This is a genomic window from Shewanella xiamenensis, assembly GCF_024971755.1.
Lineage (GTDB): Bacteria > Pseudomonadota > Gammaproteobacteria > Enterobacterales > Shewanellaceae > Shewanella > Shewanella xiamenensis.
In genome coordinates, this window is the sequence record NZ_CP079718.1 from 4,317,191 (window position 1) to 4,333,009 (window position 15,819).

13 protein-coding genes and 1 riboswitch are annotated in these 15,819 nt (G+C 48.0%); of the genes, 6 read left to right on the forward strand and 7 right to left on the reverse strand.

The window, feature by feature from the left end; genetic code table 11:
- Positions 1-135: 135 nt before the first annotated feature.
- The 3 genes from KXJ80_RS20020 to KXJ80_RS20030 form a co-directional block, all read right to left on the reverse strand.
- Positions 136-2,094 (reverse strand): TonB-dependent receptor, encoded by a 1,959-nt coding sequence (locus KXJ80_RS20020; RefSeq protein WP_259474503.1) that lies wholly within the window; start codon positions 2,092-2,094, stop codon positions 136-138.
- Between the two features lie 109 nt (positions 2,095-2,203).
- Positions 2,204-2,432: riboswitch (cobalamin riboswitch) on the reverse strand.
- Positions 2,433-2,566: 134 nt separating this feature from the next.
- Positions 2,567-4,009, reverse strand: coding sequence for an RCC1 domain-containing protein (locus KXJ80_RS20025; RefSeq protein ID WP_259474504.1), 1,443 nt, complete (start codon positions 4,007-4,009; stop codon positions 2,567-2,569).
- A gap of 3 nt (positions 4,010-4,012) precedes the next feature.
- Positions 4,013-5,344: a DUF3592 domain-containing protein gene (locus KXJ80_RS20030; protein WP_099456990.1), complete on the reverse strand. Its 1,332-nt coding sequence runs from the start codon at positions 5,342-5,344 to the stop codon at positions 4,013-4,015.
- A gap of 204 nt (positions 5,345-5,548) precedes the next feature.
- Between KXJ80_RS20030 and rihA the strand changes: the two genes are divergently transcribed.
- The 3 genes from rihA (at position 5,549) to azu (ending at position 8,082) form a co-directional block, all read left to right on the forward strand.
- Complete coding sequence (gene rihA / locus KXJ80_RS20035) at positions 5,549-6,505, forward strand: pyrimidine-specific ribonucleoside hydrolase RihA (protein ID WP_037414420.1); 957 nt, start codon at positions 5,549-5,551, stop codon at positions 6,503-6,505.
- Positions 6,506-6,523: 18 nt separating this feature from the next.
- Complete coding sequence (gene rbsK / locus KXJ80_RS20040) at positions 6,524-7,435, forward strand: ribokinase (protein ID WP_088586123.1); 912 nt, start codon at positions 6,524-6,526, stop codon at positions 7,433-7,435.
- 170 nt (positions 7,436-7,605) lie between these two features.
- Positions 7,606-8,082 carry an azurin gene (azu, locus tag KXJ80_RS20045; protein ID WP_055648145.1) on the forward strand — a complete coding sequence of 159 codons (477 nt, stop codon included), beginning with the start codon at positions 7,606-7,608 and terminating at the stop codon, positions 8,080-8,082.
- Between the two features lie 143 nt (positions 8,083-8,225).
- On the opposite strand, the gene KXJ80_RS20050 is transcribed toward azu, so the two are convergent.
- Entirely contained in the window at positions 8,226-8,531 is a 306-nt protein-coding gene (locus tag KXJ80_RS20050; protein ID WP_037414426.1) for a DUF3622 domain-containing protein, read from the reverse strand.
- A 352-nt stretch (positions 8,532-8,883) separates the two neighbouring features.
- Here KXJ80_RS20050 and KXJ80_RS20055 point away from each other — a divergent pair, with 352 nt between their 5' ends.
- Entirely contained in the window at positions 8,884-10,152 is a 1,269-nt protein-coding gene (locus KXJ80_RS20055) for a glycerophosphodiester phosphodiesterase family protein (RefSeq protein ID WP_099456991.1), read from the forward strand.
- A gap of 85 nt (positions 10,153-10,237) precedes the next feature.
- On the opposite strand, the gene KXJ80_RS20060 is transcribed toward KXJ80_RS20055, so the two are convergent.
- Both KXJ80_RS20060 and KXJ80_RS20065 read right to left on the reverse strand, forming a co-directional pair.
- Positions 10,238-10,804, reverse strand: coding sequence for a phosphoribosyltransferase (locus KXJ80_RS20060; protein WP_011624046.1), 567 nt, complete (start codon positions 10,802-10,804; stop codon positions 10,238-10,240).
- 334 nt (positions 10,805-11,138) lie between these two features.
- Entirely contained in the window at positions 11,139-12,905 is a 1,767-nt protein-coding gene (locus KXJ80_RS20065) for an alkaline phosphatase D family protein (protein ID WP_037414384.1), read from the reverse strand.
- 268 nt (positions 12,906-13,173) lie between these two features.
- Between KXJ80_RS20065 and KXJ80_RS20070 the strand changes: the two genes are divergently transcribed.
- Both KXJ80_RS20070 and KXJ80_RS20075 read left to right on the forward strand, forming a co-directional pair.
- Positions 13,174-13,599: a CBS domain-containing protein gene (locus KXJ80_RS20070; RefSeq protein ID WP_099456992.1), complete on the forward strand. Its 426-nt coding sequence runs from the start codon at positions 13,174-13,176 to the stop codon at positions 13,597-13,599.
- A gap of 78 nt (positions 13,600-13,677) precedes the next feature.
- Entirely contained in the window at positions 13,678-14,283 is a 606-nt protein-coding gene (locus tag KXJ80_RS20075; protein WP_037414380.1) for a DUF4274 domain-containing protein, read from the forward strand.
- Positions 14,284-14,310: 27 nt separating this feature from the next.
- On the opposite strand, the gene KXJ80_RS20080 is transcribed toward KXJ80_RS20075, so the two are convergent.
- Positions 14,311-15,672: an MATE family efflux transporter gene (locus KXJ80_RS20080; RefSeq protein ID WP_037414378.1), complete on the reverse strand. Its 1,362-nt coding sequence runs from the start codon at positions 15,670-15,672 to the stop codon at positions 14,311-14,313.
- Between the last annotated feature and the right edge of the window lie 147 nt (positions 15,673-15,819).

Here is a 15,819-nt window from a genome sequence, read left to right on the forward strand (position 1 = left end):
TATAGTATAAGCAACGACTTAGCCTATATTACACCCGTAAAAATGATTTTTCTCTGCACCCAACAACAGAAATAACAAAGCCAGACAGAGTCTGGCTTAAAAAGGTACTAAGTCACTTAATTATTAGGGTTCAGCTTAGAAACGGTAGCCGACAGTAAAGCGAATATCACGGCCTCGGCCTGAGTAATAGCCGTCATAGGTTCCACCAGCATAATAACCAGCACTGACATAGTCCTTATCGAACAGGTTATCGATACGCAGGCTCGCAAGCCAAGCATCACGGCTATAGTTCAGGGCAAGATTACCGAGCACATAGCTAGCAAGTTTATCGCCTTGGTTAGCATTATCGCCTTCGACGAAACGATCGCCCGTGTAAATAGCCTCTGCAAACAATTGAATATGCTCAGCAACATCCATGCTGACATAACCGCGCCCGGAGTGCTTAGCCACCCAAGACAATTGCTTGCCATCATTCAATCCATCGGTAAATTCGGCATCGATATAGTTGTACTCAAGCCCTAATTGCAATGCTTGAGTCACCTGCCAATCCCAATCGGCACTCGCACCATAACGGCGTGAGGCATCGGCATTGACGTTTGCACCTTGAAAACTGCCACCAACGGGTTTTTCTGCACTCGGGTCGAAGACAATTTCATCTTCTAAATCGAGGCGGTATAGGCTCACTCGTAAAGTTTGGCTGGCAACAGTCCAATCCCAACCCGCTTCATAGGAGCGACCTGTCTGCGGCTTTAAGCCAAACACATCTTTCGGGGTGTAAGCTTGCTCATCGACCTTGGCGAAACGGAAGTTCTCATCGCCACGCAGGTAGAATCTGTGCTCGGCGCTCGGGCGGTAATTTAAACCAAACTCAAATGCAGTGGCATCTTCATCTAAATCGATACCATTTGGATAGACATTGCCATCGACTAGATCGTCGGTCACCCGCGCATAACGTCCGCCTACCACATAACTTAAGGTATGGCTTAATGGCACTGTGGCTTGCAGGTAAGCACTTTGCATGTCCTGCACGTTCCTACGAGCCATAGAATCAAACTCTGCCTTACCGCGGCTGATATCCAAACCAGTCACTAGGTTTAGCTCACCTTGACGGGTACTGTAGTTGGCGAGCGCCTTAGGGCTAAACATCAGCAGTGAGCGAGTATTATGGCTCTGGTCCCAATTGAGTGAGCTGACTAAGGTATCGCTGTAATCTAAATCCGCCGCTAATGCCCAGTTTTGATTAAGCTGATGCTGATAGCCCGTACGCGCAGCAGTGGTCATTTCATGGGAATATTGCTTATCGTTCCCAGAGTAACGTGGATTGTCTTTAAATTGATCTTTAGTCAATGCCCCTGGATTTTCGCGGTCATCATCGTAGTAGCTGGTTTCAACAAAGAACGAATCAGTCGCCGTTTTATATTGAATGCGGCCAAGGATAGAACCCGTGTCATTGGCGTTATGCTGACGATAGTTGTCACCTTGGTTGTAGCTTCCGGTCAAGAAATAGCGCCAATCCTTGTTGATTGCGCCAGACACATCGCCGCGACCTTCATAGGTATTAAAGCTACCGCCGGATAATTGCACGCTGCCACCCGTATTTTCAGGCGACTTAGTCACAATATTGATCACACCACCCACGGCTTGATCGCCATAGAGCACGCCCGCACTGCCGGATAAAATCTCGATGCGTTCAACCTGATTTAAGGGAATTGCATTCAGGCTAGGCGCAGCAATATCAATGTTATTCAGACGGCGACCATCGAGCAAAATCAAGGTGTTGTTTACCGCTGTGCTGGCGCTAAAACCGCGCATCGCAAAGCTAGTACCAATATTGTTATCCGAAATTTGAATACCGCTCTGACCACGTAAGACGTCAGTCAAATTAGTCGCGCCACTCATTTCAATCGACGCGGCATCAATCACATTCACATTAGCGGCAATATTTAACGGGGTCTTATCAGCACGGCCAATCACCACGATATGCTCATCGACGTTGGCGGCATGAGTTTCATCAGCAGCCACAGCGGGCGCGATAATTGATACACTGCAAAGGCTGCCAATCAGCAGCGCAATTTTGGTTGGATGTGTTCCCATTTTACCTTTAACTCCTACAAGGAAAACGGGGCATTAGCGCCACGATACCGTTGATTCAGTAGAAAACACTGATAGTCACTATCGCATTTTGAGATCTGCCCACCGAAATCTCAAAAACACCTTTAGGGCCGGTCTCCGGACTTAGGCTATATCCATCTCAACTTGAGATGAACGCGAAACTGACCTTTACACACTCGATTTCAGTGTTCATCGTGAACGCCTATCAAATGCGGTCGCCTCTCACCTTTTACCGTTGCGGGGGCAGTGCCAGAATTTCACTGGCTTCCCGATTATCTCGCGACTTCATCATCGCAAGCACCACAGAAGGTTGACTCAAAATTAGGTTCAAAGGGCGTCAAACCTGTTAACGCCCAACAAGGCTCAGAATATTAAAGACCTAAGCGCGCGCATTATAGACGTCTATACGGATGAAAGTCCATTAATCTCAGATTGGCGAGAAAGCTCAGATGAGTTAGAAAACGCCATCCCAGTTTTTTGCCGCTGGTTGGGGTCTGTCTTTACTTAAAATCGCCTGACGCTGCTCAGGGGTTTCGCATTGGGCAACCGGGCTTAAATCCAACGGCTTAATCACTAACGAGTCAGCAGGTTGCACAGGCGACTTGTCGAACATGGGCAAATTCATCGACCAAGAGACCAGCTCCCCCTTGTCGCTAATGCCAACATAACCGTCATTTGCGCCATCTAACCACGTGAGGCGCGGAATACGTGCCATTAACTTTTCCACATTATCACGGTTAGCGCGATATCCAACGGGCACCACTTTGCCATCGGGACGAGTAAACACAAAGGAAGATGGTCCTTGCGTAATAACACTGCCTTCCTGCCAATATTTATCAAGAATCTCTTGGGCATAGTGAAACCCAAACATATACGCGTAGTCAGTGTCGTCGGCCACAATTTGCGGCACCGTCTTATCCCGCAGTAATAAAAAACCTGAGCCGACGCTGATAATCTCCTTCACGCCTGTAATGTCGGTTTTTTTAATCCAATCGACGCCACAGTTAATGCCATCGCCCCAAAAATGCGCATCCCCCGTAGGACTTAACACCGCAAATGCGCAATTGTTTGCCGTCATACTCGCCACGTCTTTTAAGGCACTGCGGATAGGATAAGTATCACTGCGCCAGCCCCAACTCACTACTGAGCCGTCCTTTTTCAAGGCGGCATAGGTGTGTTGAAAATATTCGATCTTCGCCACATCCGTAAGCTGAGGGAGCAACTTTTTCATATTGGTCGACTCTTCAACCTGGCCCCAAATCACTGCACTACCCTGTTTTTTGAGGGCGACAAAACTGCGTCCCTTAGCAAAGATATCAATGACATCAACTAATTGATCCTGCACATGCAAGCTATTACCACCGTAAGGGCCATAACCCCAAGTGTGTACCTTGCCTGTGGCATCTAGCGCGGCAATGGCCTCTTGGTTGGCGAATAATTTAGTAATATTAGTCATGCGGTTTTGTAGGGCTTTGTCGAGGCGATATTTCCCCGCATTGCCCCAGAACACCACAGTGCCATCTTGACGTAACGCGGCAAACCCATCTTTAATCGAGACGATTTGCTTAACTTGCTTAAGCTGCTCAGTCACCTCGCGGCTATCGCCACCAGCATAGCTATCACCCCAAGTGATCACCTCACCGGATTGTGTTAACGCCGCAAAGGCCGAACTATTGGTGACCACAGTCTCGACAGCGGGTAAATCACAGGGAATATGGTGGTACTGTGGGCTCGGATTTTCCTTAAATTGGAGTAGTTTACCGTTATCAAACTGCAATAAGGCTTCCTTATCATTTTCGAATACGGTTACGGGTTTCGGCTGACTACAAGCCGTTAATTGCAGGGCGATTAAGGCTGCTACCAATGCCAAAGGGCGAGGAATTGAATAAGACTGCATAACTTATTTCCTTGTCGTTGCTGAAAACGTGAGTTGTTGAATATGTTGCGCTACGTTATCCGATAATGACTCGATTATCGGCCTCAATGCGCGCTGAAAACCATGACTCGTATCTAACCGAGATAATAGTGCTTGTGTATGTTTATCAATCACCTGTGCGCTATCGAGGCTGAGTGTTTGCAGCGCCATTGTCTGGCCAAACGCCGCCAAGATCCGCGCTTGCACGGGGCTAACCGTTTGCTCCACCGCACTATGGGTATTATCGAGTACCCATCTAACTAACCAAAGTAAATATTCGATGCGGGCAGCAAGGTCGACACAGCATTGTTTTTCATCCTCCAAGCCAAAACTGAGCTCTTTGGCATAACAAAGTGCCTCCAATGCCTTGAGCTTTTCTGCCGATAATGTCAGTGCCAAAGGGAGCTGATAAGTGCGAGTTATCAGTACAAAGGTTGCCAAGGTTCTTACCGATAAAGCTTGATTGCTACGGGCTAACATCGCGAGTGCCAAGTCGTGAAACCCTAAGGAACTCAAGCGATAAAAGCTAATCATCACAATGGTTTCATCTATCGGTTCTAACTGTTTTTTGCTTGGCACAGATTGCATTTGGGCAAATAAGGCAACAAAACGCGGGTATAACTCACGGCAATGGCCGATATGATCGGCTGCTTCCCATACCAGAATATTTGCGGCGGGGTGGCACCTGTAGGTTTCAAGCAGATTGATAATCCCAGCGTAATCCTGTTGCTGCCCTAAACGCTTGAGTTTTGGCAGATAACGACACTCGACCCAACGAATTCTTAATAAATTCAAGCAGAAATAACCGACAAACAAGCCAAATAATAAGCCTGCGACGCCAAAGCCAACGTCCAGTTTGGCGCGTTCGCGGGTTAATTCAAGATTGGCGCTCGCCCGTGTTGGTGCATCAGGCAAGTAGCTCACAGCACTTTGCGCATAGTTGGGCACTAATGCCCCCGGCGTATCATCCTGCGGCGAGACTAATTGATAAGTTGCACGGCAATCCACACCATCGAGATCCCAATGACGAATTTCCTCGCCCTCGGCGGTGTGATACTCCACCAAACACACCAATCTTTGGCGAGAGATGCCGTTCGAACCTCGTTCACTCCGATACTCAGTGTCAATCACCCGACCAGTGGCGACAGCACCACGTTCTTCAAGTTGATTGACCAACGACCACTTTTGCACGCCTTCCCACAGAAATAAGGCGGCAAAACTAAAAAGCAGCAGAGGGATACAGATTAAGAGTATTTCTAACCACCCCAAAAAACGAGTGGAGATACTCGAGGTTAATTGACTAGGATTCACCAACACGCCAGAACGTCCTTATCATTCCATGATATTTAAGGCATTGAATATCTATCTTTATTGTGCCTAAAGCGGGCGCTATTGTAGCAGCTTATGAAGATAAATCAGAAAATGCTCACAGTTTATTGTAAAGACACTATGAGACTCACTGTCTTCAAGCTTTAGCGTGCTATTCTAAGCCTCCATTGCGCTGTTTAAAGGAGTAACAGTATGACTCGTCCTATTATTCTGGATTGCGATCCTGGCCATGATGACGCCATTGCGCTCATTTTAGCCCTCGCCCATCCAGAGCTCGTTCCACTCGCCGTCACCACCAGCGCGGGTAACCAAACCCCCGATAAAACGCTTAATAACGCCCTGCGGATCTTAACCTTATTAAATCGCAGTGATATTCCGGTCGCGGGCGGTGCGGTTAAACCCTTAAGCCGTGAGTTAATCATTGCCGATAATGTCCACGGCGAAACCGGACTTGACGGCCCAGTATTACCAGAACCCAGCTTTACGCCACAAAGCATCAATGCCGTTGAGTTGATGGCGCAGCAGCTGCGTCAAAGTGATAAGCCCGTGACATTGGTTCCCACAGGGCCACTTACCAATATCGCGCTATTACTTGCAAGCCACGCCGAGTTACACGCCAAGATCGAACGCATTGTATTGATGGGTGGTGCAGCGGGTGTCGGCAATTGGACACCTGCCGCCGAGTTTAATATTTTTGTCGACCCAGAAGCCGCCGATATCGTGTTTAAATCCGGCATTCCCATTACCATGTGCGGCCTCGATGTAACACATCAAGCACAGATCATGGATGAAGATATCGAACGTATTCGTGCGATTCCCAACCCTGTGGCTAAATGTGTCGCCGAGTTACTGGATTTCTTTATGATTTATCATAGGGATCCAAAATGGGGATTTGTGGGTGCGCCGCTGCACGATCCCTGCACTATTGCTTGGCTACTCAAACCTGAACTGTTTGATGCCCAAGACTGTCGAGTAGAGATTGAAACCCAGAGCGAATTAACGCTGGGGATGACGGTAGTCGACCGCTATCAGCTTACGGCTAAACCTGCGAATGCCACAGTACTGTTTGGACTCGACAGACAAGGCTTTGTTGACTTGTTAGTTGACAGCTTAGCGGCCTACACTCCAACGTATCTCAACCGCAGATGACACTAAGGTGAACCTTCCATGAGCCATATTCTTGTTATCGGCAGTGCCAACGCCGATCATGTCATGAATTTTGAGTATTTGCCCGCTCCCGGACAAACCCTAAAAAGCCGAAGTTATCGGCTAGAACATGGTGGCAAGGGCGCAAATCAGGCCGTCGCTTGCGCTCGCCTGTGTCTGCCCGATTCTCGTGTGGATTTTATTTGCTATGTAGGCCAAGACGGTATCGGTAATGAAATGCGCAATAGTTGGCTCAAGGACGGTATACAAGCTGATGGCATCACTCAAGTTGCCAATATGAGTACAGGTACAGCGATGATTTTTATCGCTGAAAATGGCGAAAACACGATTGGGATTGCCGCTGGGGCTAATGCCCACCTCAGCCCTGCCGAGTTAGAAAAACATTACGCCCTGTTTGCCAATGCGCAATACCTACTGATCCAACTCGAAACACCCACTGAGACGGTGAGTAATGCACTGCAAATGGCCAAACGTCTTGGTATCACCACTGTGCTTAATCCTGCGCCAGCGGCCACTCAGGAGCTGGACTACCTCAAATGGGTCGACATTATTACTCCCAATGAAACCGAGGCCGAAGCCTTAACGGGTATAGAGGTCAAGCATGAGGAAGATGCCAAACTCGCCGCCCAATGGCTACATCAACAGGGGATTGCGACGGTAGTGATCACCTTAGGCAGCAAAGGTGCATTTATCAGTAGCGCAGGCTTTACCGGGCTAATTCCGGCACTTGAAGTACAAGCCATAGATACAGTCGCCGCTGGTGATACCTTCAACGGTGCACTGGTTGTCGGCTTAAGTGAAGGTATGTCGATTGCCGCCGCCGTCGGCTTTGCCAATGCGGCATCGGCGATTACGGTTACCCGTGAAGGCGCACAACGCGCCATTCCCTACCGCAACGAAGTGCCGCGTTAATGCCTGATGAGTGCGGCAAATTGTCGCACTCAATCTCTTTCAATCAAAAGTTGTATATACATAATTTACATACCGAATTCATTCCCATTTAATGAATTCAACCTATGCTGAGCAGCGCATACTCGAGTCAAACGGCTCGATCCACCTTGTTCAGAATAAGGAAGTACCAGATGAAAGCGAAAAGCACCACTTTCCGTAACATGACTAGCGCAAGCCTACTCGGTCTAGGATTATTCGTCGCCAGCCAAGCGAGTGCTAACGAATGTGAACTCAAGATTGCTGCGACTGACGCAATGCAATTTGACACTAAAGAGCTATCTGTTCCTGCTACCTGTAAAGAAGTCACACTGACCCTAACGCACACTGGTACCCTGCCCAAAGCCGCTATGGGCCACAACTGGGTATTAACTAAAGCCGCAGATATGTCTGCCGTTGCGACCGATGGAATGAGTGCTGGTGCCGATGCAGCTTATGTTAAAGCCGGTGATACCCGTGTTATTGCTCACACTGCGTTAGTGGGTGGCGGTGAATCTACTTCGATAAAATTTAGTACTGCGGGCATGAGCCCAACTGAAGCTTACCAATTCTTTTGCAGCTTCCCAGGTCACTGGGCGATTATGCAAGGTAGCTTTAAAATTCAAGGATAATTCCATTGCCTAACAGCTACTTAGGGGAACACCTTAAGATGGCATAACAAAAAGCGGACCTTGGGTCCGCTTTTTGTTGAATGCAGATTGGCTCACAAGCCAGCTTGCCTTCGAGACTTTTGTTCCGAGATTTCTTCTGCGATTTATTCTTCGCCGAACTCGTCTTCATCATCAAAATCATCGGCGTCAGTTGCCGCTTCCGCTGCTAATGCAGCCGCTAATTTAGCCTTAGCTTGTTTCTCTGAGCGACGCTTATTACGCTCAACCAGTGTGCCTAAAAACACTTGCAGCTCGGCTTGACCCCAAGCTTGTGCCTCGGCCTCAGTCGCAAAACCATCATGGCTTTTCGACACAACCGTCTTAGTCGACGTCATACGACGAGTGATTTCCGTCTTCCAACCATTTTCAGCTTGAGTGACGCGAAAATCGTATTTTTTACCCTTGCTCATTCTGCTCTATTTCCTAAATGATGCTTGCCACGTTTGTCTTATCAAGCGATACAAACGCCATCATAAAACAAAAGGAGCGCAGTTTACTTGATTTCGGCACAGAAAGATCGCTTGCGAGAAAATTTTCATGCTTAGCACTTTCAAATAGCCGTAATAATCCCAAAAGTAACGCGACATGCTAGATGATTTTTCGCCCTAATCTTAGTCCTAAGCTCAGTATCAAGCTAGCGTAAAAGCGGCGGGCAAACGGTAACTTTTCTTGTTTTGATCATAAAACTGAACATATTTAGTCATCTAGCCATTTTAGAGTGTGAGGTGAATCCATTCACAAAAACTCAATCTAGGAAAGATGATGAAAACCTCTCCAATAACACGCTACATGCTATTTGCCACAACAGCTCTGCTTGCTGGCTGCAACAGTGATACTAAAGATAACGAGACCACAGCACCCACCACTCAAATGGTTGCGGCCCAAGTGGGTGAGCGGCCGCTGTTTCTGGTGCGCCAGATGCAAGACAGCAGCTTAAAGACCCGCTTAGCCCAGTGCGAAACCGATCATTTCTACCGTAGTGATTTTTCCATCGGTCATCGCGGCGCGGCGATGCAGTTTCCTGAACACACCAAAGAATCCTACCAAGCGGCTATTGATTCCGGCGCGGGTATCGTCGAGTGTGATGTGACCTTTACCGCCGATAAAGCCTTAGTCTGCCGCCACTCTCAGTGCGATCTCGCCAGCACGACCAATATTTTGGCCATTCCCGAACTTGCCAATAAATGCTCTGTGCCTTTTACGCCCGCCGATCCGTCCAATGGCATTGCCGCCACAGCAACCTGCTGTACCAGTGATATCACCCTTGCCGAGTTTAAAACCTTAAAGGGTAAGATGGAGGGCGAGAATCCCAAGGCCACCACTGTCGAGGAGTTTATGAATGGTACGCCTAAGTGGCGCACGGATTTATATGCTGGCAATGGCACCCTAATGACCCACGCCGAAAGCATTGAGATGTTTAAAAAAGCTGGTGTAAAAATGACGCCCGAGCTAAAAGCCGCGAGCGTAGCTATGCCCTTCGATGGTTTTACTCAGCAGCAGTACGCCCAGAAAATGCTCGATGAATATACAGCAGCAGGCGTCGATGCCTCACAGGTTTTTCCTCAATCCTTTATTTTGGATGACATTAAATATTGGGTCGCCAACGCGCCTGAATTTGCTAAACAGGCAGTATTTCTCGATGACAGGTACGATTATAACAACGCCTTCGATCCGCAAAATCCAGCGACTTGGTCACCCTCAATGGCGGATTTAAAGACCCAAGGCGTCGAAATTATCGCGCCGCCACTCTGGGTTTTAGTCGCCTTAGATGCGGATAAAAAAATCATTCCATCGGAATACGCTAAGGCTGCGAAAGCCTCGGGACTTAAGATCACCACATGGTCGCTGGAACGTTCTGGTTTATTAAAAAATGGTGGCGGCTTTTATTATCAAAGTATTACCGATGCCATTGATAATGAGGGCGATACCTACGAACTACTCGATGTGTTAGCTAAAGATGTGGGCGTGATTGGCGTGTTTTCGGACTGGCCAGCGACTGTGACTTACTATGCCAACTGCATGGATTTATAGGCCAAAACAATAGGCGCTATTTCAAAACCGAGAAACAAAAAAGCGTTAGCAAAAACTGCTAACGCTTTTTATTAACAGATTCTTTTTACTTAAAAAGATGCTGAATATTTTTTAAATCGCCCTTACCTTCGGCAATTTCTTCCGGCGTTAAACCCGTCACTTCATGTGGGAACACTAACCAGTCTTCAGAGGCATGGATATAGTAATCAGGCTTTAAAGGCACAGCGGTATTCTTTGGCTTGTAATAAGGGCAAGCGATACGAATGTCCTGCGGCATGTTTAAACGCATCAGTTGGCTTAACTTTTCCTTCAGCGCATGGATACTGCGGCCAGAGTCAAACACATCGTCCACAATCAGTAAGCTATCGCTAGCATTGGCATTTTCAACAATGTAATGCAGACCATGTACTTTGATTTCTTTGCTTTGCTTGTCGGTACCAATACCGTAGTAAGACGAGGTACGCACAGCGATATGGTCGGTTTCAACCTTCTTAAAGTCGAAAAACTCTTGTACCGCGATCCCGATTGGAGCACCGCCACGCCAAATACCCACGATAAACTGCGGACGGAATCCACTCTCATAAACCTGTGAAGCTAATAGAAATGAATCTTCGAGCAGTTGCTGTGCGGTAACGAAATATTTTTCTGACATGACACCGATCCCCATCTTAATTATTGATTTTAGGCGGCAAAGCGTAGCTTTTTACCTAGTAAGGTCTGTTCGGCGTCCAAAACACGAGAACAGCATTCTCTTTATAAGAGTCCTAGCAAGTGTAGGCAGCCGCCGAATTTTGGGAGCGAATTTTATACCAAAAAAAACCACCGTGCTGCAGTAATAGTAATAAGTTGTAGATTAACTGCGGTTTATTTTGCATTTTTAGGACAGAACTAACAAAAACGCGCAAAAAAAAGGCCACCCAAAGGTGGCCAACAAGGAACGAGCACAAGCTCAGCGCAAAGGATGGAGCTTAAGTTTGGCGCTTAAGTTAGCTCACTGGGTTGATAATATGTTCACCGACCTTAGTCATGGCGCTGTAGCTACGGCTGGTCGACTCTTCAAACTCCTTCGCCAGAATCGTGCTGACATAATGCCAGTCGCTACGCACCGCTTCCTTAGTGAAGGTTAAGGTCATAAAACCGCGATCTTTGAGGTTGGTGTATTTCAGATCCGGCACCAACTCGACAATTGCCGCCTCGGTTGCGGGGATCTGCTCCACAGGCAGATTTAAATAGTATTCCAATCCAGGGGATGATACTGAGCTTGTGGCAAACTCCACCCCAACACTATTACCGTTAACGTCTTTAAGCTCATTCGCCCACGCGTTATGGGTGTCACCGGCGATCACCACTAGGTTGTGATTTTTCGATTTAGCCGTGCCTAAAATCACTTCTCTTTCATAGGCATAACCGTCCCATGCATCCAAATTATAAGGAATAGATGGCAGTTGCAGCAGGGCAATCACCTCTGGCGTTAACAAAGCTTGGTTGGCCTGTAAATACTGTAATTCTGCCGCCGTTAAGGTTGGATCATTTGCCGCTGCGCGGGCCGCTAACTTCGCCAGCGCACCAAGCATGGCGTATTGTGGAATGCTCATTTGCTGGGTGGCAATCGCGGCAGGTAGAGACATTTTGCCCATGAGGATCTGCTGACCCAACACCTGCCAAGTACCCGTGGCTTGCAATAAGGTGCCCTGTAACCAGAGTAATTGGGTTAAACCCAACATGGTGCGAGAGGTCGATGTCACATCGGCGCGGAAACGCTCGCCATCGAAGGCGCCCGTGCTGGCATCCATATAGTCGGCATAGTCGAGCTGCTTATCACGGGCTAACACACGCGTATCGAGCATATGTAAGTCGACTAGATTACCGTAACTAAAGCTACGGTAAATCTCCTCATGGTTACCCTCACGCCATGGGCGAATCGGCAGCCATTCAAAATAAGCCTGCAACGCCGCTTCTTTGCGTGCCGCAAAAGTTCCTTCGCCTTCGTTATGATTCTCAGCGCCATCACGCCAAGTATCGTTTGCTACTTCGTGGTCGTCCCATACCGTAATAAAAGGCACTTTAGCATGCAGTTTTTGCAGGCTGGCATCGGTATGGTATTGGGCGTAACGGGTACGATAATCGCTAAGTGTTAGTAGCTCATTGGCGGGTAACACTTCACGGCCAAGCTCTGCCGCATGTTCGCTGGCATAACCACCACGGGCATATTCGTAAATATAATCCCCAAGATGCACCACGGCATCGAGGTCATCCTGCGCCGCTGCCAGTTCATACACGTTAAAATAACCCGCAGGAAAGTTAGCGCAGGACATCACGGCTAACTTGACTGAACTCACCTCTCCCTCGGGTAAAGTGCGGGTTTTGCCCACGACAGAGGTTTTATCAGCCGTCATAAAGCGGTAGAAATAGGTTTGTCCCGCACGTAAACCACGGGCATCAACTTTAACGGTGTAATCACGATTAGCATTAGTGACCATCTCCCCCGTGGTCACTAATTGGGAGAACGCTGCATCACTGGCGACTTGCCAGCTGACTTTAACATCCCCCGCAGAATCCGGCGTCACGCGGGTCCAAAGGATCACCGCATCCTGCGCGGGGTCACCACTGGCAACCCCATGTAAAAACTGTGCGGGCACAGAGTTATCATCATTACTGTCACTACACCCCATTAGGCCGTAGGAAATCACTGCGGCACCAATACCTTTGGCTGACATGGCTAAAAAATCACGACGAGTCACGGTTCGTTTCATTATTATTATTCCTTTCTAAGATGAGGGTTCACTGGTATGAGGTCTAATGAGGCCCCGATTGTGAGACATCACTGTTACACATTTGTGACATCTTTGTCAGCCTTTTATGATTTCTTTTAATTCATAGCCTTATACTGAATAGCGTACTTTATTTGTACAATACTGGCATAAGGCGCAATGAAGCTGCTAACATCGAATAAGAGGCAAATCGCTCAGATTTTGGCTCATGCTGAGTCAAACCAGAGCATTGTTAAAAAAGGAATTTAGGATGAAAGTCAGCGATATTATGAGCACAGAGGTCATCTGCATCAGCGATGGTGCGAGCCTTAAAGATGCCCACCATTTAATGCAAACCCGCAGCGTGCGCCATTTACCTGTTATTTCTGAAACCGACGGCACCTTAGTCGGTATTCTTACCCACAAAAAGATGATCGCCAGCGTATTGTCTATGTTGAATAAATACGGCCAAGGCGCGCTCGATCGCAAAGAACGCTATACCCCCATAGCGACTGTGATGGACAAAGACTGCCAGCAGTTAACTGCGGATGAACCCTTAACCGTGGTGGTAGAATACTTTATCGATAATAAACTCGGTTGCTTACCCGTAGTCGATAACGATAAGAAAGTATTGGGGATTGTGACTTCTTCTGACTTTATCAAGCTGTGCCGTACCCTGCTGCAACAGCAAGCTTAACGCCTAAGACTCTCCAATTCCTCGCCAGCTCTCGCAGAGCTGGCGAGTGCGGTTATTTCAACATTCCTAAGGAAGCACGTGGCCAAGTTATTAACCCAAGAACAATTTATTCGCGCCTATGAATGCGCCGAATTAGGCTGTATTGCCAATCAGCAACAACTCGCCAAATTGCTTGCCGATCCCGATTATGACGCTTTACATGAATACAGCGCCTACTTTGGCAAAGCGGCGCCACAAATCACCTGTATCAGTGACTTACAAAGTATGGAGGAATTGCATTTTGTCGCGGGCAACTTGAATTGGGATGACCATGATCCCGATATGATCAGAGCGATTATCGAACATCCACTCTGCGATGCAGGTACCGCCTTATTACTCTACTGGTACGGACAAGGCTTTTATTACTCCACACCGGAGACGCTCGACACTCCATTTGGACAGCTATTTACAGATACCACCGAGCGTTTTGTTAAGCGCGGCTATGCCAGTTATAAAATCCATTTTGACCCGATTAAAGAATGTTTTATGCCCTCATTAGAGGATGTGTTGACGCGAGGTTACCAAATTCCCGGTGCGCTTTTTGCCTCCTACAGCACAATGGAAATCGAAACCGATGCAGGGCACCCAAGGTATCTGCAATTTAAAAATGAACTGCTGAAATCGGGCAAATGGGGCAACCAATAAGGGTTGACCTTTTATTATCAGAACGATTTAAGCTGAGGTTGCTGGCGGAATACGCGTAAAACGCTGCCAGCGACCCGAGCGCCAACGGTGTACCATAATCAAGCCTCGCACCCACTCGTCGGCCGCAACGGCAAGCCAAGCGGCAAGTACGCCATAACCTAAATGCAGCCCAAAGAACCAAGCTAACAGTACGCCAATGCCCCACATGCTAAACAGGCCCACGCGCACCGGAAACGCCACATCCCCCGCGCCTTTTAATGCCGAAATAATCACCAGATTGAAGACTCGGCCGGTTTCCAGCGCGATAGAGCCCAATAGCAGAAGTGCAGTAAGTTCAATCACTTCAGGATTTTCACTCAACCAACCCACAATGGTAAAACGCTGCCAATAAAAGGTTAACACTATGGCAAGGGAGACTATAAAGCCTACTAAGCAATACTTTTGCACCCGCACAGTGATCTCATCAAACCATTGTTTACCGACGTAGTAACCGGTTTGGATTTGCGCCGCCTGCCCCAATGCCACCGAAAAACAGTAAATAAAGCGACTGATATTCAAGCCATAGGTATAAGCCGTTAACGATAAGGTGCCCATCTGGCTGATAAAATAGATGATGGTCATCTGCGCCACATTGTAGGACAGCATTTCGCCCGCATTAAGCAAACCAATGCGCATAACGCTCCAATAGGTGCTGCGCGGCAATAACTTAAGTCGTTGCATTGGTAGCGGAATACGCTTACTGCGGATCACCGCCCGCATAATCAAGGCACCGATCATCTGGCTGGTCACAGTCGAAATCGCCACCCCAGTTACCCCATAAACTGGCAAACCAAAGGGAGAATAGAGGGCAATATAGTTACCGAGCACATTCATCAATCCCGTGCTCAATGTGACCAACATAGCCGAGCGGGTAAAACCGTAACTACGTAAGATGGCGGCAAAGGCAATGTTCATCACCAGCCCGATACTTAAACTGCCGCAGATCAGCAGATAATCGTAACCATAGCCCGCAACCTTAGGCTCTAGCGCAAATAAACCGATAATGCCGTGGGCACTGAAAAACATCGCAGCGCCCATCACCACTGCTAAACCTAAACTTAAGGCCACGCTGGCGACACCAATATCGGTCGCCTGTTGGGTTCGCCCCGCACCGTTATTTTGGCTGATCAGAATGCTAGCGCCCGTGCTGACCATCATGGACATCACCATCATAAAAAACATCAATTGGGTGGTGAGTCCGACCGCCGCAACCGCATTATCGGAATAATGGCTCAGCATAAAAATATCGCTGATCCCGAGTAAGGATTGCAGCAAGGTTTCGATAAAAATCGGCCAAGTGAGGGCGACAATGCCCATGCGTTGTTGCAGGGTTTTAGCTGATGTGGCCACGTCCAATCCTTACCGCTGGAAGACAAGTGAAATAGCAATAACACGCCAAGGCTGGCGAGCGGTAATTTTCTTACATTTTTAGATTGTGCTCAATCCTTCATCAAACCTAAAACCTGCCCCTGCAACCGTATTCATTGGGCGAAGCTC

Excerpts from the sequence above, each read along its gene's own strand:
- KXJ80_RS20050 (WP_037414426.1), bottom strand. The coding sequence starts at position 8,531 with ATGAGCAAGGGTAAAAAATACGATTTTCGCGTCACTCAAGCTGAAAAT.
- rihA (WP_037414420.1), top strand. The coding sequence starts at position 5,549 with ATGACTCGTCCTATTATTCTGGATTGCGATCCTGGCCATGATGACGCC.
- KXJ80_RS20020 (WP_259474503.1), bottom strand. The coding sequence starts at position 2,094 with ATGGGAACACATCCAACCAAAATTGCGCTGCTGATTGGCAGCCTTTGC.
- KXJ80_RS20060 (WP_011624046.1), bottom strand. The coding sequence starts at position 10,804 with ATGTCAGAAAAATATTTCGTTACCGCACAGCAACTGCTCGAAGATTCA.
- rbsK (WP_088586123.1), top strand. The coding sequence starts at position 6,524 with ATGAGCCATATTCTTGTTATCGGCAGTGCCAACGCCGATCATGTCATG.
- KXJ80_RS20025 (WP_259474504.1), bottom strand. The coding sequence starts at position 4,009 with ATGCAGTCTTATTCAATTCCTCGCCCTTTGGCATTGGTAGCAGCCTTA.
- azu (WP_055648145.1), top strand. The coding sequence starts at position 7,606 with ATGAAAGCGAAAAGCACCACTTTCCGTAACATGACTAGCGCAAGCCTA.
- KXJ80_RS20070 (WP_099456992.1), top strand. The coding sequence starts at position 13,174 with ATGAAAGTCAGCGATATTATGAGCACAGAGGTCATCTGCATCAGCGAT.
- KXJ80_RS20065 (WP_037414384.1), bottom strand. The coding sequence starts at position 12,905 with ATGAAACGAACCGTGACTCGTCGTGATTTTTTAGCCATGTCAGCCAAA.
- KXJ80_RS20055 (WP_099456991.1), top strand. The coding sequence starts at position 8,884 with ATGAAAACCTCTCCAATAACACGCTACATGCTATTTGCCACAACAGCT.